This is a genomic window from Pseudomonas sp. PWP3-1b2 (assembly GCF_049896045.1).
GTDB classification, from domain to species: Bacteria; Pseudomonadota; Gammaproteobacteria; order Pseudomonadales; family Pseudomonadaceae; genus Aquipseudomonas; species Aquipseudomonas antarctica_B.
Genome location: NZ_JAFCTN010000004.1, coordinates 48,969 through 65,144, shown reverse-complemented (window position 1 = coordinate 65,144; position 16,176 = coordinate 48,969). Strand labels below are relative to the sequence as shown.

Here is a 16,176-nt window from a genome sequence, read left to right as displayed (position 1 = left end):
CTCCTGTGGGCTGCACCAAGTTCAGGCACTGCGCTTCACTCTAGTGCATTTTTATAGCGTATACGCCAATTACTTACGATAAGACCTTAATCGAAGACGGACTGCAAGCCTTGAGCCAAAGCGTTACCAATTCACACAAACCCAGCTTTTAAAGGCTATAAGCGGTTACACAGGATAAATACGGCCAAAAAATAAATTTGCTGGCATGGGCTTTTCATTTCAAAAAATGAGCGTATACACTTTAAAAACCTTGCGGACAGACGCCGCCGGAAATCGACAAGACAGAGGATTACGCCCCATGGGAAGCACTCAAAAAATCGCCATCGTCGGCGCCGGCCTTGGCGGTGCCGCCGCCGCCACCTTGCTGCAGCAAGCCGGCTTCGACGTCGACATCTACGAGCAGGCCCCGGAGTTCTCGCGGCTGGGTGCGGGGATCCACATGGGCCCCAACATCATGAAAATCTTCCGTCGCATGGGCATCGAAAAGCAGCTCGACCTGATGGGCTCGCACCCCGAGCACTGGTTCAGCCGCTGCGGCGAAACTGGCGATTACCTCTCGCGCATCCCCCTCACCGGCTATGGCGCGTCGTACGTGACCGTGCACCGTGGCGACCTGCATGCCCTGCAGATGTCGACACTCAAACCTGGCACCCTGCATTTCAACAAGCGCCTGGAAACCCTCGAAGAAACCGACACCCAGGTGCGCCTGACCTTTGCCGACGGCGAAGTGACCTATGCCGACATCGTGATCGGCGCCGACGGCATCAACTCCAAAATTCGTGAAGAACTGCTGGGCGTGGAAAAACCGCTGTACAGCGGCTGGGTGGCGCACCGGGCGCTGATCCGTGGCGACCAGTTGGCCAAGTACGATTTGAAGTTCGAAGACTGCATCAAGTGGTGGACCGAAGACCGTCACATGATGGTGTATTACACCACCGGCAAACGCGACGAGTACTACTACGTCACTGGCGTGCCCCACGCCGAATGGGACTTCCAGGGCGCCTTCGTCGACAGCAGTCGGGAAGAGATGCTCGACGCTTTCAAGGGCTACCATCCCACCGTGCAGGCGCTGATCGAGTCCACCGAAAGCGTGACCAAATGGCCGCTGCGCAACCGCAACCCATTGCCGCTGTGGAGCCGTGGCCGCCTGGTGCTGCTCGGTGACGCCTGCCACCCAATGAAACCGCACATGGCCCAGGGCGCGGGCATGGCCATCGAAGACGCCGCGATGCTGACCCGCTGCCTGCAGGAAACCGGCATCAGCGACTACCGCACCGCATTCCAGCTTTACGAAGCCAACCGCAAGGAACGCGCATCCCGCGTGCAGGCGGTGTCCAACGCCAACACCTGGCTGCGCACCCAGGAAGACCCGGCGTGGGTCTACGGTTATGACCTGTACGCTCAGGAGCTGAAATCGGGGGTGGCCGCGTGAGCACCTTTCTCTACGGCGCCAATGTGCACGCCAACGGCATTCGCCAGCATTACCTGCGTTACGGCGGCCAAGGCCCGGCGCTGATCCTGATTCCGGGCATCACCAGCCCGGCGATCACTTGGGGGTTTGTCGCAGAGCGCCTGGGCGCGCAGTTCGACACTTACGTGCTGGATGTGCGCGGTCGCGGGCTGTCGTCCAGCGGGCCGCAGCTGGATTACAGCGCCGACACCTGCGCGGATGACATTGGCGCCTTTGCCGACGCACTCAACCTCGACAGCTACCACCTGATGGGCCACTCCATGGGCGCACGGTTTGCCGTACGCAGCGCCGTCAAACACCCCCAAGGTGTCAACCGCGTGGTGCTGATCGACCCGCCGGTATCCGGGCCGGGCCGTCGCGAGTACCCGAGCAAATTGCCGTGGTACGTCGATTCGATCCGCCAGTCGCTGGTCGGCATGGACGCAGAGGCGATGCGCGCCTTCTGCGCCACCTGGACCGAGGAGCAACTGCAACTGCGCGCCGAATGGCTGCACACCTGCTTTGAACCCGCCATCGTGCGTGCCTTTAACGATTTCCACACAGTCGACTTCCACACAGACCTGCCCAGGCTCAAGGCCCCTGCCCTGTTGCTGGTGGCCGGGCGTGGCGGCGTGATCCTCGATGAAGACGTGGCCGAAATCCAGGACCTGCAACCGGCGATCCAGGTCGCCCGCGTGCCGAATGCCGGGCACATGATCCCGTGGGATGACCTCGACGGGTTCTTCAAAGCCCTGGGCGACTTCCTCACACAAGAATAAGGACACCACCATGCAGAAGCTCTACCGCATCGGCCAGATCGTGCCGAGTTCCAACACCACCATGGAAACCGAGATCCCGGCGATGCTCAACGCGCGCCAGGCGATCCGCCCCGAGCGCTTTACCTTTCACTCCAGCCGCATGCGCATGAAGCAAGTGCGCAAGGAAGAATTGGCGGCGATGGACGGCGAGTCCGACCGCTGCGCCATCGAGCTGTCCGACGCCAAGGTGGATGTGCTGGGTTACGCGTGCCTGGTGGCGATCATGGCCATGGGGTTGGGCTACCACCGCCACTCCGAGCAGCGTCTGCGCAAGGCCACCGCCGACAACGACGCGAATGCGCCGGTGATCACCAGTGCCGGTGCGTTGATCGAAGGCCTGAAAGTCATGGGCGCCAAACGCATCGCCATCGTCGCGCCGTACATGAAACCTTTGACCGAACTGGTGGTGAACTACATCCGCGAAGAAGGCTTTGACGTGGTGGATTGGCGCGCGCTGGAGATCCCCGACAACCTTGAAGTGGCCCGCCACGACCCGGCGAACCTGCCGGCCATTGTTGCCGGAATGAACCTGGAAGGCGTCGACGTGATCGTGCTGTCGGCCTGCGTGCAGATGCAGTCGTTGCCGGTGGTGGCCAAAGTGGAAGCGCAAACCGGCAAACCAGTGCTCACTGCGGCCATCGCCACCACCTACGCCATGCTCAAGGCCCTGGACCTGGAGCCCATCGTGCCCGGCGCCGGCGCCCTGCTGTCCGGCGCCTACTGACGCCACAAGGTAAGTGCACTGTTCAAAAATTGGGGGGGTTGAAAACATGAGCGAACAATCTGCCGACGCCAACTACCAGGGCGTCTGGGGCAACCGTATCGGCTTCGGCAAAAAAGCTGCGCTGCTGATGATTGACTTCATGCAGGGCTACACCACCGAAGGCGCGCCGCTGTTTGCGCCGGGTGTGGTGAGCGCCGTGGCCGAAAGTGTAGAGCTGCTGGCCTGTGCACGTCAGCACGGTATTGCGGTGGTGCACACCAATATCCGCTACCATCCCGGCCATTTTGCGGACGGCGGTATCTGGGTCAAAAAGGCCCCGGTGATGAAGGACATGGTCGAAGGCAACCCGCTCGCGGCGTTCTGTCCCGAGGTGCTGCCCCAGGACGATGAAGTGGTGATCACCAAGCAATACGCCAGTGCGTTTTTCGGCAGCAGCCTGGCCCCGATGCTGCACGCTCAAGGCATCGATACGGTGGTTTTGGCCGGTTGCTCCACCAGCGGCTGCATCCGCGCCAGCGCTGTGGATGCCGTACAGCACGGGTTTCGCACCATCGTCGTGCGCGAATGCGTCGGCGACCGACACTCGGCGCCCCACGAAGCCAACTTGTTCGATATCGACAGCAAGTACGGCGACGTGGTGAGCAAGCAGGAGGCGATGAGCACGTTCAGGGAGCAATAAGGATTTACGAAGAACTGCGCCGTAGAGCGCAGTCTTGAAAAACTGAGGGTCAGCGCTGGAATGCATTCAAATTGTGGGAGCCAATTCCTGTGGGAGCCGGGCTTGCCCGCGATGCAGACACTGCGGTGTAACAGTGACACCGCGCCGATGCCATCGCAGGCAAGCCAGCTCCCACAGGGATCGGGCTCTGGCAAGGGATCGCGCCAGGCTCCTCAGTCTTCTGACACTGCCTTTGGAAGTCGCTTCTACAGCACTCCGAAGTGCTGGAACACAAGCGGCTGTATAAAAACCATAAGTCACCGCCAGGAGACACCCGATGCCCATTGCGAATGCAGCGCCCGCGACCACGCTCGCCGACCCCGTTAACACGCTCTACCACAAGATCACCTGGAAGCTGATTCCGTTCCTGTGTTTCTGCTACCTCGCAGCCTACCTGGACCGCATCAACATCGGCTTTGCCAAGCTGCAAATGCTCGACCAGTTGCACTTCAGCGAAACTGCGTTCGGCCTTGGTGCCGGCCTGTTTTTCGTTGGCTATATCATCTTTGAAGTGCCCAGCAACCTGGTGCTGGAACGGGTCGGCGCGAAGATCTGGATCGCGCGCATCATGATCACCTGGGGCCTGCTCTCGGCCTGCACCATGCTGGTCACCTCCACCACCCAGTTCTACATCCTGCGCTTCTTGCTCGGCGCCGCCGAAGCAGGCTTCTTGCCGGGTGTTTTGTACTACCTGACCACCTGGTTCCCGACCCATCGCCGCGGGCGCATCATCGCGTTGTTCATGATCGGCCTGCCGCTCTCCAGCGTGATTGGCGGCCCGCTGTCCGGCTGGGTCATATCCCACTTCGACAACGTCGGCGGCCTGCACGGCTGGCAATGGCTGTTCCTGATCGAGGCAGTGCCCAGCATAGTGCTCGGCGTGCTCACGTTCTGGGCGTTGCCAGACAGCTTCCAGCAAGCCAAATGGCTGTCGAACGAAGAAAAGTCACTGCTGGAAAGCGAGCTGCGCAAGGACGAAGCCGGCGACGCCGGCAGCAAGCACAGCTTCCGCGACGGCTTTTTCAACCTTAAAGTGTGGATGCTTGGCGGTATCGACTTCTCGATTCTGCTCAGCGCTTACGCCATGGGTTTCTGGATGCCGACGTTCATCCGCAACGCCGGGGTCACCGACACCTTTCACATCGGCATGCTCACCGCGTTGCCAAGCGTGGCGGCCCTGTTGGGCATGTTGCTGATCGGCGCCAGCTCCGACAAACACCGCGAGCGCCGCTGGCACATCATCGTGCCGTTTTTCGTCGGTGCGGCGGCGATGGCCACCAGCACGTTCTTTACCCATAACGTCGCGGCCACCGTGGCACTGTTCGCAATAGCCTCGGCCGCCATCATCGGCGCGGTGCCGGTGTTTTTCAGCCTGCCCGCGACTTTCCTCAAAGGCACGGCCGCCGCGACCGGCTTTGCCCTGGCCTGTTCGCTGGCGAATATTGCAGGCCTGGTGAGTAACTCGTTGATGGGCGTTGCGATCGACGTCACAGGCAGCAGCGCGGGCGCCTTGTGGTTTTTCGCCGGCTGCCTGATTCTCAGCAGCTTCCTGGTCATCGCCTTGCCGGCGAAACTGGTGAACCGTTAACAACAACAATTTTTCGGATGAATCACCATGCAAGGTTTCCTGAAAAGCTGCGCCCTGCTTGTCGCCGTCGGCCTGTGTGCAGGCACGGCGCAGGCGGCTGAAAAAGTCATTTTCGACACCGATTTCAACGTGCTTAACGACGACGGCCAGGCCTTCATCATGCTCGCCCAGCTGCACGCGCAAAAACGCATCGAGCTGCTGGGCATGACCCTTGTCAGCGGCAACGCCTGGGTCGACCAGGAACAGGTCGACGCCCTCAAGGCCGTGGAGCGCATGGGCGAGGAAAAACAGGTGGGCGTCTACTCAGGCGCCGCCTACCCGCTGTTGCACGACTACGCCACTTACGAGGCCGAAAAATCGCTGTTCGGCTCAGGCTGGCCGGGGGCATTCAAAAACCCGCGCCCCACCTCGCCTGCGCAATTGATCGCGCCACCGGATGGCCTCGCAACCCACACTAAACTGCGCAGCGAAACCGCCGCGCAGTTCATCGTGCAAAGCGTGCGCGCCAACCCGCACCAAGTGACTATCCTGGCAGTCGGCCCATTGACCAACATCGCCCTGGCGATTCGCTCGGCGCCGGATATCGTGCCGCTGATCAAACGCATCGTGTACATGGGCGGCGCGCTGGAGATTCCGGGCAACACCACGCCTGCAGCGGAATTCAACTGGTGGTTCGACCCCGAGGCCGCGAAGATCGTGCTGCGCTCGCCGATCGAACACGTGATTTTCCCGAACGACGTCTGCGAGAAAGTCACCTTCGACCAGTCGGTGTACCAGCGCGTGATCGCGCAGAAAGGCGCGATTGCCGACCTGTACAAACACGAATTCGGCCCGCTGTTCGACAAGGACCCGAGCTACCACAGCTTCACCTGGGACAGCTTGCCCGCGCTGTTTTTGGTGAGCCCGGAGATCGTCACCGAGTCCCGCGACCTCTGGGTCGATGTGGATGCCACCTTCGGCGCTGACTACGGCCGCGCGTTGGGCTACAAGACAGGCGCCCCGGTGGGCACGCAGAAAGCCAAGGTGGTATTCGGCGTGGACCAAAAGAAATTCTGGGACGGCTACGTCAACCTGGTGACGCTGCCAACCCCGGTCAAACACTGACCGGTTGACCGCTCCCACAGTGCGTGGGAGCGGTATCGCTCAGTCCGCCAAGGCAAAGCCGCGCTGCAAATCTTCGATCAGCGCCGCCACATCTTCCAGGCCGATATGCAGGCGCACCACCGGGTTGAGCGAACGGTCGGCCACACTGTGGCGGTCGCTGGTGTCCGCCACGGTGACCAGGCTTTCAAAACCTCCCCACGAAGCGCCCAGGCCGAACAGCTGCAAACCATCAATGAAACGCTCGAGGTATGCGGGGTCAAGGCTGCTCAATTCAAACGACAACAAGCCGTTGCTGCCGGTGAAATCCCGACGCCACAGCTCATGCCCCGGATGCTCGGGCAGCGCCGGATGGAACACGCGCCTGACCTGCGGTTGCGCCTGCAACCACTGGGCGATTTCCACGGCTTGACGCTCGTGCACATCCAGCCTGGAGGCCAGGGTGCGTGCGCCACGCAGGATCAAATACGCATCATCGGCGCTCACGGCATTGCCGAAGGTGTCGCTCATCCTGCCCAGCGCCGGCCAAGCCGCTTCGGTGGTGGACACGCTGCCCATCATGACGTCGCTGTGGCCGCCGAGGTACTTGGTCAACGCCATGATGGAAATATCTGCGCCCAACGCCAGTGGACGGTACAAATAGCCCGAACCCCAGGTGTTATCGACGGCCAGCAGAATATTGCGCGGTTTGCACAGTTGCGCCATCGCGGGCAGGTCGCACAGTTCATACAGCAGTGAGCCCGGTACTTCGGCGTAGACCAACTTGGTGTTGGCTTGCAGTTGCGCCTCAAGCCCCTTCCCGTCTGGCGAGAAATAGCTGACTTCGATACCGAACGGCTGCAGAAACTCGCGGGCCAGTTTGCGTACCGGCGAATACACCGCGTCGGTGATCAACACATGGTCACCGGGGCGCAAATAGGCCAGCAATACCTGCGCCGCTGCCGCCAGCCCCGTCCCGTAAAGACGTGTGCGATAGCCACCTTCCAACTCGGTCACCAGGTCTTCCAGAGCATGGGACGTCGGGTTACCGCGCGCGCCGTAAGTGAGCACGCGCTCACTGTCGCGCCGGGCGCGGGCGTCGCGCATTTGTGCCAGGTTGTCGAACAGCACAGTGCTTAACCGCGTGATCGGTACGTTGACCGCGCGACCGCCATTGCCCTTCTCGGTGCGCGCGGCGTGAACCAACCGGGTGCGCACGCGCGAGGCTGCTGTCAGCGGCTTGAGGCTGGCGATTTCCGCTTCGCTCATCTGCGCCAACAGGCCGATTTCCCAGGCCAGGTACTGGCGCGCGGCGTCCTTGTTGCCGCTGTGGCGGTCGTGGGTGAAGAACAGAAAGTCGATGCACTCGGCGTCAGGCGGGCTTTGCGGGTCTTCGCCCACCTGCAGCCCGGCAGCGGCCCAGGCGGCGAAGCCACCCTCCAGCAATTGTGCATTCAGCCCCTGGGCCGCAAACGCCGCCAGGGCCAGATCATCCGCCACCAGCACCAACGGCCGGTGGTCAGCCTTCAGCCGCGAACGAATCGACCACTGCGAACCCGGGATATGCCCCTTGCGAAACACCATGCTGGGGCGCAAGTCGATCAGATTAACGTCGTTCAACGCCCCCGCCAGCGCCTGGACGCTGATCAACGGGAGCGGCGTCCAGGCCACCGGCTGCAACACCGGTAACGCAAGGCCGCTGGCGATACCGCCGTTCAATACATAAGCCTCATGCCCCAACTGACGCAGCCAACTGGCGACAATCGGCGCGCGCACGCCGTCGCTGTCCACCAGCACCACTCGTGCCTGGCGCACGCCGATATACAGGTCGGTGGACTGGATCAACTGCCCGCCCGGTGTGTGTTGCGCACCCGGCAATGTGCCAAGGGCAAACTCTTCAGCGGTGCGCACGTCACACACAAACAGGCTGCGCTGACTGTCATTGGCCCACTCGCGAACCTGATCCGCCGAGACATTCACCACGCCCGCACGCTCGGCCAGTTGCTGCGCGGCCTGACGCTGCTGAGCCAAATCGGTGCTGACCTGCTCTGCATAGCGCCGGGTGCTGCCGTGTTCCAGCTCCAAATCTTCGAGGTACCAGCCCTGCGTGCCGTTTTCCAGCGCATAAATCGGGTTCTTCAACCCCAGGTTGATCAAGGTTTGCGCGCCGATAATGCTGCGGGTCCGCCCGGCGCAGTTGATGACGATGGGCGTGCTGTCATCCGCCACCAGGTCATGCACGCGGTAGCCCAGCTCACCGTTCGGGCAGCAGATGGAACCGGGAATGGTCATCTTGCGGTATTCATCGAATGGCCGGCCGTCGAGTACCACCAGCGGTTCGCCGCTGGCCTGCCATTCGGCCAATTGCCGCGCCGTGACGTGGGGGGTGTGGCTGGTTTCTTCCACGAGTTCGCCAAAGGCTTTGGACGGCACATGCACGCCGGCAAACAGCTGCAAACCGGCGGCCTGCCAGCCCTCTGCGCCGCCTTCCAATGCGTGCACGCGACGGTAGCCCAACGCGTGCAAGCGTTCTGCCGCGCGCGCCGCTACCTCGCCGCCATCCTGGTCATAAATCACCAGGCGCACCTGCGGGTTCGGCGCCAGGCGGCGTACCTCCAGCTCCAGGCGGCTGTAGGGCAGGTTCACCCCGTGAAACAGGTGGGCCTCGCCGTATTGCCCGTGTTCGCGCACGTCGAATACAGCGATTTCCTGCCCGTCGAACAGCCATTGCTGCAATTGACGCGGGGTGATGGTCTGGCTCATGGAAGTCCCAACAAAGTAAGAGAAGAGTTACTGCAACGCCAACGAACGCTCACCCGGTGCCACATCGCGGCCCCTGGCATAGGCACGCTGCACCGCTGGCCGCACCTTGATGCGCTCACGCCAGGCCTGGATATGCGGGTAGTCCGCCAGGTCCTGGCCTTGGCGCAGCGGTTGAATCCACGGGAAAATCGCCATGTCGGCCACCGAATATTCACCCGCGACGTAAGGCACTTCGGCCAGGCGTTGCTCCAGCACGCGGTACAGGCGCGTGGCTTCGGCATTCAGCAGGTCGAGGGCAAACGGGATCGGCTCGGGCGCCTTCTCCTTGAACACCTGCAACTGGCTCAGATACGGAGTGATGTGCCCTACTTGCCAGAACAGCCATTCCTGCACTTTTTGCCGCTCGGCACTGCTGGCGGGCGGCAGGAATTGCCCGGCGCTGTCGGCCAGGTAATTGAGGATCGCGCCGGACTCGAACAGGCTCAGTGGTGTGGCACAGCGGTGGTCGACAATCGCCGGAATGCGCCCATTGGCGCTGATGCGCTGGAAGTCCGCCTGCTTCTGCTCGCCTTCACGGATATTCACCGGCAGCAGGCGATATTCAAGGCCAAGCTCTTCCAGAAGGATGCCGACTTTCAAACCGTTGCCCGTGGGCCAGTAGTACAGATCAATCATGAAATACCCCTGAAGATGAACACGGCTAAACCTGTGGGAGCTGGCTTGCCTGCGATAGCGGTGTGTCAGTCACCACCGCCATCGCAGGCAAGCCAGCTCCCACAGTTGATCGGTGGTGTACTTATGAGTAGGCCTTGATCGACGGTGCCATCTGCGAGGCGTTGTAGTTGAGAATGCGGCCGTCGGCTTCCACGCCATAGCGGCCGTTCAGCGATTCCAGCGGCAAGCCGTAGAGGTGGAAATGCAGGGTGGCCTGCTCGCCTTCAACCTTGATGCCGTGCAGGTCTTCGCCCAGGAACGCGATCGAAGTACCTGGCTGCACGATCACTTCTTTCTCCAGGGTCAACGTAGTGAACCCCGGCTCACGCCCTTCGTCGTTGCGCCCGTAGACGTAGTTGATTTCCTGGCCTTCCACGGCGCTGATAATCGCCCAGGTCTCATGGTTATGCGGGATCGTGCTTTTGCCCGGCAACAGTGAGTTGAGGTACAGGGTCGGGGTGTCACCGTCATCGTTCAGGCGATATCGAAAGGCTGTACTGCCCTGCCCTGGCACCGGCGCGGGGAATTCGTCGAAGTTGAACAGGTCGCGACGCTCGGCCAGGTTTTCCAGCAAGCTGACGATTTCCACCAGGGCGGCGCGGTCTACGCCACGCGCGTTGATGACGCGGACCTGCTGCAAAAACGCCTCGATCACGGCGGCACGGTTTGCGGTACTCATGACGGCTTTCCTCTTATCAGACTGACAGGCTGTAACGGCTCAAGTTGGTCAACAGGTACGGGTCGTGCTTGATCGGGCCACGGCGCCCGGTGTCGCCCAGCGCATGGCGCAGGAACGTCTGGGTGCGTTCGCTGGCCGGGTTCCGGAATATCTGCTCGGCGCTGCCATGCTCGACAATCACGCCGTTTTCGGTGAAGTACACGACGTCGCTGATTTCTTCGGCGAAGCGCATTTCATGGGTGACCAGCACGCAGGTCATGCCCTCTTCGGTCAGCTCGCGAATCACCGTCAGCACTTCGCCCACGGTTTCCGGGTCCAGCGCCGAGGTCACTTCGTCGAACAGGATCAGCTCCGGGCGCATCGCCAGGGCACGGGCAATCGCCACGCGCTGTTGCTGGCCGCCGGAGAGCTGGCCGGGGTAAGCGTCGGCCTTGTGTTCCATGCGCACTTTGGCGAGCAAGGCACGCGCGTCTTTCTCGGCGTCGGCGCGGTTGCGCCCCAGCACCTTGCGCGGGGCGATCACCAGGTTTTCCAGCACCGACAAGTGCGGGAACAGGTTGTATTGCTGGAACACAAAGCCGACACGCTTGCGCAGCTCGATGCGCTGGGCTTCCTGCGTCAGGGTTTCAACCTGGGTCTGGCCCACGCGAATGCTGCCGCGCTGGGGCTGCAAGAGCCCGGTGATGCAGCGCAATATCGTGGATTTGCCCGAGCCCGACGGGCCGATAATCGACACTGCCTGCCCCTTCAGCACATCCACCTCAATGCCCTTGAGCACCGGGTTGGTGCCGAACGACAGGTGCACATCGCGCAGGCTCACCAGCGGTTCAATAGAAGGCATAACGGCGCTCCAGGTGTTGGGTCAGGCGGGAAATCGGGTAGCAATAGGCGAAGAACAGCACCAGCAGGCTCAGGTAGATCACTACGGTAAAGCCGGTCATGTTCACGGTGTTGCTGGCGATCTGCGCGGTATCGATCACGTCATGCACGCCCACCAGCGAGGCCAGTGCAGTGCCCATGGTCACTACCGCGTACAGGTTCATCCACGGCGGCAGCATGCGTTTGAAGCACTGCGGCAGGATGATCGAACGAAACAGTTGGCCGCGGGTGAAGGCCAGCGACCGCGCGGCTTCCCACTGGGTGTTGGGGATCGAGCCGATGGCGCCGCGAAAGATCTCCGCTACGTTGGCACTCGCCGGCAACGCCAGGCCAATGGTGACTTTCACCCAATCCGGGAACGACACATAGCTGCTGCCAATAGGGATCTCGAACGGGAACACATAGGTGGTGAAATAGATCAGCACCAGCCACGGCGCATTGCGAAACACCTGCACCCACACCCGCGCGACCACCCCGACCGGCGACAACGCCAGCGCGCCAATCAACAGGCCCAGCACCGAGCCCAGCGCAATCGCCACCACGCTGATCAAAATGTTCTGGCCAAAACCGGCCACCAGCGCCGGTGACCATTGCAGCAACGCCGACAGCACCGGGAATGAATCAATGGCCATAGCCGGGCATCCTCAAGCGCGCTTCAAGCAGGCGACCCACACAATTGACGGTAAAACTCAGCAGACCGAAAAAGCTTAGGATCAGGATCATCAGCTCCAGCACGTTGTCGCTTTGGGTCCAGATCATGATCGCCGCGTAAGTGATGTCGCCCACGGCGATGGCCGAGGCCACGGCGGTCATCTTCACCAGGTCGATCAGGTTGTTGATCAGCGACGGCAAGGCAAAGCGCAGGGCCAGCGGCAACTGCACATTCCACAATAATTGGCGGCGGCTGAAAGCCAGGGAACTGGCGGCTTCGAGGGTGACCACAGGCACAGCTTCAATGCCCGCGCGCAGCGCTTCGGCATGAAACGCGCCCTTGTGCAGGGAGATCACGATTACCACCCAGGCAAACGGTGTCAGCGGGTTGGCCGCGCCGACCGCCTGGGTCAGCAGCATGTTCAGCACCAGGAACGCGCAGTACAGCTGCACCAGCGTTGGCGTGTTGCGTGTGACCTCGATAAACACCCGCGCCGGTTTGGCCAGCCACGGGTTGCCCGAGGTGAGCATCGCCGCCAGGCTGATGCCCGCGACGAGGCTGCCGATGAGGGTGAACAGGCACAGCAACCCTGTGGTTAACGCACCCTGTACCAGCGTGCCGCGCTGGTAGGCGTCCAGCAGGAAGCTGTAGTTCAGGCCGATGCCCGCCGCCCAATGGACAAACCACGCCATCATCGCAAGCTCCCGCAGGCTGTGGCGATCCGCCGCCCGGCTTCGGCCACGCTCTCGGTCGCAGTCGCGATGGACAGCCGGAACCACGGCGACAGACCATAGGCACTGCCCGCCACACCGGCGACGCCCTCTTCCAGCAGCCATGCGACCACGTCTTCGTCGTTGTCGATACGCAGGCCGTCCGGGCGATGACGGCCCAGCAAGCCGGCGCAGCGCACGAAGACGAAGAAGCCGCCTTGAGGCTCAAGCACTTCAAGGCCTTCGACGGCTTCCAAACTCTTGACCAGAATGTCCCGACGCAACTGATAGGCCGCGACCTGTTCCACGAGGAAATCCAGCCCGCCGTTATACGCCGCCAATGCCGCTGCTTGCCCAACCGATGAAGCACCGGAAGTGGATTGGGACTGCACCACGGCCATGGCTTCGGTGAGGTTTTTGGGCCCGACACCAAAGCCGATGCGCCAGCCGGTCATGGCGTAAGTCTTGGAGACACCGCCAACCAGCAGGCTTCGGTCCAGCAGGTCCGGCGCGATATTCAGCAAGCTTTGAGGTGGGCGCCCGTCGAAGCGAATGTGTTCGTACAGCTCATCCAGCAGGATCAGCACGTGAGGATGACGGCGCAGCACGTCGGCCAACGCGTGTAACTCTGCCTCGCTGTACACCGCGCCGCTCGGGTTGCCGGGGCCATTGAGGATCAGCCAGCGCGTGCGCTCGGTGATGTGTTGCTCCAGTTGCGTCGGCAGCAGCTTGCAGCCTTGCTCCAGCCCGCACTCGATGAACACAGGCTCGCCGCCATTGAAGCGCACGCTGTCGGGGAACGACGGCCAGTACGGCGTCGGCACCAGCACTTCGTCGCCGTCATCCAGCGTGGCGGCAAAGGCATTGAAGATGATTTGCTTGGCGCCGTTGGCGATCACGATGGACGACAGCGGGTATTCCAGGCGGTTTTCCTGCGCGAGTTTGCGCTGCACTGCCAGGCGCAACGCCTTCACGCCGGGCGTCGGCGTGTACTTGGTGGCGCCGGCAGCGATGGCGGCATAAGCGGCCTGCTTGATGTGTTGCGGGGTGTCGAAATCCGGCTCGCCGGTGGTGAGGTCCAGAATATCGCGACCGGCTTCACGCAATTGGGTCACGCGGGATTTGGCGGCGGCGTTGGCCGACAGCGACACCCGCTGCACGCGTGTGGACAGGCGTACGGTCATGGCTGCACCTCGAGGACTTTGCCGGGGTTGAGCAGGTTATGCGGGTCGAGCGCACGCTTGATGCGGCGCATCAGGTCGAGTTCTACCGGACTTTTATAGCGGCTGAGCATGCCGACCTTGCGCTGGCCAATACCGTGTTCGGCGCTGATCGAACCGCCGTGGGCGTGGGCGCTGTCATGCACCAACGCACTCAGTTCGGCGTAATGGGCCATGTGCGCGTCCACTGTCGAATCCAGCGGATGGGCCACGTTGTAGTGCAGGTTGCCGTCGCCCAAGTGGCCGAAGGTGAAGTTGCGCACACCGGGGAAATGCTCCTGCAACAGCGCGTCAGTGTGGGCAACGAAGGCCACGACCCGGGAAATCGGCACCGAGATATCGTGCTTCATATTGCGCCCGGCGCGCTTTTGCGCCTCGCTCATGTTTTCGCGCAGCAGCCACAGCGCATCGCTTTGCGCCAGGCTTTCAGCGATCAGGGCATCGCTGATCAGTTGCTGTTCAAAGGCGTCGCCCAGCACGGATTCAAAGGCTTCGCGCGCATGGGTTTCACCGTGATTATCGGAGAGTTCGATCAGCGCGAACCAGGGTTGGCGGGCGTTTTTGAAGGGCTGCGGGCCGTCCGGGAATTGATCGCGCAGCAGGGCCAAACAGTCAGCGGTGAGCAACTCGAATGCGGTAAGGCTGGCGCCGAAACCGGCGCGGGCATGGGACAGGAACGCCACGGCCTGAGCCAACTCATCAAAGGCCAGCAGCGCCGTGGCCTGGGCCTTGGGTAACGGAAACAGCTTCAAGGTGGCGGCGGTGATAATCCCAAGCGTCCCTTCGCTGCCAATGTATAAATCGCGCAAATCGTAGCCAGTGTTGTCCTTGCGCAAACCGCGCAGGCCATGCCAGATCTCGCCTTCGGCGGTCACCACTTCCAGGCCCAGGGTGAGCTCGCGGGTGTTGCCATAGCGCAGCACACCCGTGCCGCCGGCGTTGGTGCCGAGGTTGCCGCCAAGGGTGCAACTGCCTTCGGCGCCCAGGCTCAGGGGAAACAGGCGTTCAGCATCGCGGGCCACGTCCTGGACAGTTTGCAGGATGCAACCGGCTTCCACCGTGAGGGTGTCGTTGTCGGTGTCGACATCTCGCACGCGGTTCATGCGGTCGAGCAGCAGCAACACTGAACGCCCGCTGGCATCCGGTGTAGCGCCCGCCATCAGGCCCGTATTGCCGCCCTGCACCACAATCGGCGCGTTCAACGCCACGCAGGCGCGCACCACCGCTGCCACTTCTTCGGTGTTGGCCGGGTGCACCGCCGCGATCACATTGCCGGTGTAGCGGCCTTGCTTGTCCGTCAGGTAATGCGCGGCCTCAATACTCGTTTGCACATGGGCCGCGCCGAGCAGTTGTTGCAGGGTGGCGAACAGCGCATCACTCATGGCTGTACTGCTCATGCAGGTCACGCAAGGCCTGAGACGGCGCCATGCCGGTGCGCTCACCAAGGGCGATCAGGAAACCGCTTTTATGCCACTCGCGCACGATGGCATCGAGCCTGGCCTGGGTGTCGTGTTCGCCCTTGCGAATCCAGATCACCGATTTGGAGGGAATCAGGTCACCCGGCAACGGAATGTCATAGCCCTGCCATTCGGCATCGCTCAGCAGCGCGTGCATGGTCGGGCTGACGTGCACCGCCGCTACGCAACCATTGCCGCGCAGTGACAACAGCGATTCGGATTGGCTGCGGAACGCCTTGATCTGCGCGCCGTAGGTCTCTTGCAGCGGCTTGATGAAGTTGCTGCCCTGGGACACGCACACCGGCTTGTCCTTCAGGTCTGCCCATTGTTTGATCCCGGCGCCCTTACGAATCAACGCCGCGCCGCCAACTTCTTCGTACGGCGTGGGCACGTAATCGAGGATCTCGGCGCGCTCTTCGGTGAACTGCATATTGGCGATCAGCACGTCGACCTTGCCCTGCTGCAGGAACTGCACGCGGTTGGGCGCCAGCACCGAAACGGTCCTGGTTTCGACGCCCAGTGCCTGGCCGATGCCTTTGGCCAGTTCGACGTTGTAGCCCAGGTGTTCGCCGGTCTTGGGGTCGAGGGTGCCGAACGGCGGGCCGCTGAGGATCACGCCGACGCTGATGGCATGGCGTTGCTGGATTTTGTCGAGGGTGGCGTCGGCATGAGCGAAGCCGGCGCACAGCAGCAGGCTGAGCGCGCACAGGGTGTTCACATTCAT

15 protein-coding genes are annotated in these 16,176 nt (G+C 62.2%); 6 read left to right on the top strand and 9 right to left on the bottom strand.

Going from position 1 to position 16,176, the window contains the following annotated elements:
* The first annotated feature begins 298 nt into the window (after window positions 1-298).
* The 6 genes from ACP7A2_RS03860 (at window position 299) to ACP7A2_RS03835 (ending at window position 6,402) form a co-directional block, all read left to right on the top strand.
* Window positions 299-1,432: an FAD-dependent monooxygenase gene (locus ACP7A2_RS03860; protein WP_426133155.1), complete on the top strand. Its 1,134-nt coding sequence runs from the start codon at window positions 299-301 to the stop codon at window positions 1,430-1,432.
* On the top strand, window positions 1,429-2,229 hold the full coding sequence (locus ACP7A2_RS03855) for an alpha/beta fold hydrolase (protein WP_426133154.1): 801 nt from the start codon (window positions 1,429-1,431) through the stop codon (window positions 2,227-2,229). Before ACP7A2_RS03860 ends, ACP7A2_RS03855 begins: the two co-directional genes overlap by 4 nt.
* 10 nt (window positions 2,230-2,239) lie before the next feature.
* Window positions 2,240-2,992: a maleate cis-trans isomerase family protein gene (locus ACP7A2_RS03850; RefSeq protein WP_426133153.1), complete on the top strand. Its 753-nt coding sequence runs from the start codon at window positions 2,240-2,242 to the stop codon at window positions 2,990-2,992.
* A gap of 46 nt (window positions 2,993-3,038) precedes the next feature.
* Window positions 3,039-3,671, top strand: a complete 633-nt coding sequence (locus tag ACP7A2_RS03845; RefSeq protein WP_426133152.1) for an N-carbamoylsarcosine amidohydrolase — start codon at window positions 3,039-3,041, stop codon at window positions 3,669-3,671.
* A 316-nt stretch (window positions 3,672-3,987) separates the two neighbouring features.
* Window positions 3,988-5,298 (top strand): MFS transporter, encoded by a 1,311-nt coding sequence (locus tag ACP7A2_RS03840; protein ID WP_426133151.1) that lies wholly within the window; start codon window positions 3,988-3,990, stop codon window positions 5,296-5,298.
* Between the two features lie 27 nt (window positions 5,299-5,325).
* Entirely contained in the window at window positions 5,326-6,402 is a 1,077-nt protein-coding gene (locus ACP7A2_RS03835) for a nucleoside hydrolase (protein WP_426133150.1), read from the top strand.
* Window positions 6,403-6,441: 39 nt separating this feature from the next.
* Here ACP7A2_RS03835 and metC read toward each other — a convergent pair whose 3' ends face one another.
* From metC to ACP7A2_RS03790, 9 genes are all read right to left on the bottom strand, one after another.
* On the bottom strand, window positions 6,442-9,141 hold the full coding sequence (gene metC / locus ACP7A2_RS03830; RefSeq protein WP_426133149.1) for a cystathionine beta-lyase: 2,700 nt from the start codon (window positions 9,139-9,141) through the stop codon (window positions 6,442-6,444).
* Between the two features lie 27 nt (window positions 9,142-9,168).
* The gene (locus tag ACP7A2_RS03825) at window positions 9,169-9,816 is read right to left on the bottom strand and encodes a glutathione S-transferase family protein (protein ID WP_426133148.1); all 648 of its coding nucleotides are present in this window, start codon (window positions 9,814-9,816) and stop codon (window positions 9,169-9,171) included.
* Window positions 9,817-9,937: 121 nt separating this feature from the next.
* Entirely contained in the window at window positions 9,938-10,534 is a 597-nt protein-coding gene (locus tag ACP7A2_RS03820; protein WP_426133147.1) for a cysteine dioxygenase, read from the bottom strand.
* A gap of 16 nt (window positions 10,535-10,550) precedes the next feature.
* Window positions 10,551-11,375, bottom strand: coding sequence for an amino acid ABC transporter ATP-binding protein (locus tag ACP7A2_RS03815; RefSeq protein ID WP_426133146.1), 825 nt, complete (start codon window positions 11,373-11,375; stop codon window positions 10,551-10,553).
* On the bottom strand, window positions 11,362-12,045 hold the full coding sequence (locus ACP7A2_RS03810) for an amino acid ABC transporter permease (RefSeq protein WP_426133145.1): 684 nt from the start codon (window positions 12,043-12,045) through the stop codon (window positions 11,362-11,364). The genes ACP7A2_RS03815 and ACP7A2_RS03810 overlap by 14 nt, the downstream gene beginning before the upstream one ends.
* A complete protein-coding gene (locus ACP7A2_RS03805; protein WP_426133144.1) occupies window positions 12,035-12,760 on the bottom strand; it encodes an amino acid ABC transporter permease in 726 nt (241 codons plus the stop codon). Before ACP7A2_RS03805 ends, ACP7A2_RS03810 begins: the two co-directional genes overlap by 11 nt.
* Entirely contained in the window at window positions 12,757-13,959 is a 1,203-nt protein-coding gene (locus ACP7A2_RS03800) for an aminotransferase class I/II-fold pyridoxal phosphate-dependent enzyme (RefSeq protein ID WP_426133143.1), read from the bottom strand. The genes ACP7A2_RS03805 and ACP7A2_RS03800 overlap by 4 nt, the downstream gene beginning before the upstream one ends.
* Window positions 13,956-15,377 (bottom strand): FAD-binding oxidoreductase, encoded by a 1,422-nt coding sequence (locus ACP7A2_RS03795; protein WP_426133293.1) that lies wholly within the window; start codon window positions 15,375-15,377, stop codon window positions 13,956-13,958. Before ACP7A2_RS03795 ends, ACP7A2_RS03800 begins: the two co-directional genes overlap by 4 nt.
* Window positions 15,370-16,176, bottom strand: a complete 807-nt coding sequence (locus ACP7A2_RS03790; RefSeq protein WP_426133142.1) for a transporter substrate-binding domain-containing protein — start codon at window positions 16,174-16,176, stop codon at window positions 15,370-15,372. The genes ACP7A2_RS03795 and ACP7A2_RS03790 overlap by 8 nt, the downstream gene beginning before the upstream one ends.

Excerpts from the sequence above, each read along its gene's own strand:
- ACP7A2_RS03845 (WP_426133152.1), top strand. The coding sequence starts at position 3,039 with ATGAGCGAACAATCTGCCGACGCCAACTACCAGGGCGTCTGGGGCAAC.
- ACP7A2_RS03850 (WP_426133153.1), top strand. The coding sequence starts at position 2,240 with ATGCAGAAGCTCTACCGCATCGGCCAGATCGTGCCGAGTTCCAACACC.
- ACP7A2_RS03860 (WP_426133155.1), top strand. The coding sequence starts at position 299 with ATGGGAAGCACTCAAAAAATCGCCATCGTCGGCGCCGGCCTTGGCGGT.
- ACP7A2_RS03815 (WP_426133146.1), bottom strand. The coding sequence starts at position 11,375 with ATGCCTTCTATTGAACCGCTGGTGAGCCTGCGCGATGTGCACCTGTCG.
- ACP7A2_RS03800 (WP_426133143.1), bottom strand. The coding sequence starts at position 13,959 with ATGACCGTACGCCTGTCCACACGCGTGCAGCGGGTGTCGCTGTCGGCC.
- ACP7A2_RS03835 (WP_426133150.1), top strand. The coding sequence starts at position 5,326 with ATGCAAGGTTTCCTGAAAAGCTGCGCCCTGCTTGTCGCCGTCGGCCTG.
- metC (WP_426133149.1), bottom strand. The coding sequence starts at position 9,141 with ATGAGCCAGACCATCACCCCGCGTCAATTGCAGCAATGGCTGTTCGAC.
- ACP7A2_RS03810 (WP_426133145.1), bottom strand. The coding sequence starts at position 12,045 with ATGGCCATTGATTCATTCCCGGTGCTGTCGGCGTTGCTGCAATGGTCA.
- ACP7A2_RS03820 (WP_426133147.1), bottom strand. The coding sequence starts at position 10,534 with ATGAGTACCGCAAACCGTGCCGCCGTGATCGAGGCGTTTTTGCAGCAG.
- ACP7A2_RS03795 (WP_426133293.1), bottom strand. The coding sequence starts at position 15,377 with ATGAGTGATGCGCTGTTCGCCACCCTGCAACAACTGCTCGGCGCGGCC.
- ACP7A2_RS03805 (WP_426133144.1), bottom strand. The coding sequence starts at position 12,760 with ATGATGGCGTGGTTTGTCCATTGGGCGGCGGGCATCGGCCTGAACTAC.
- ACP7A2_RS03840 (WP_426133151.1), top strand. The coding sequence starts at position 3,988 with ATGCCCATTGCGAATGCAGCGCCCGCGACCACGCTCGCCGACCCCGTT.
- ACP7A2_RS03790 (WP_426133142.1), bottom strand. The coding sequence starts at position 16,176 with ATGAATGTGAACACCCTGTGCGCGCTCAGCCTGCTGCTGTGCGCCGGC.
- ACP7A2_RS03825 (WP_426133148.1), bottom strand. The coding sequence starts at position 9,816 with ATGATTGATCTGTACTACTGGCCCACGGGCAACGGTTTGAAAGTCGGC.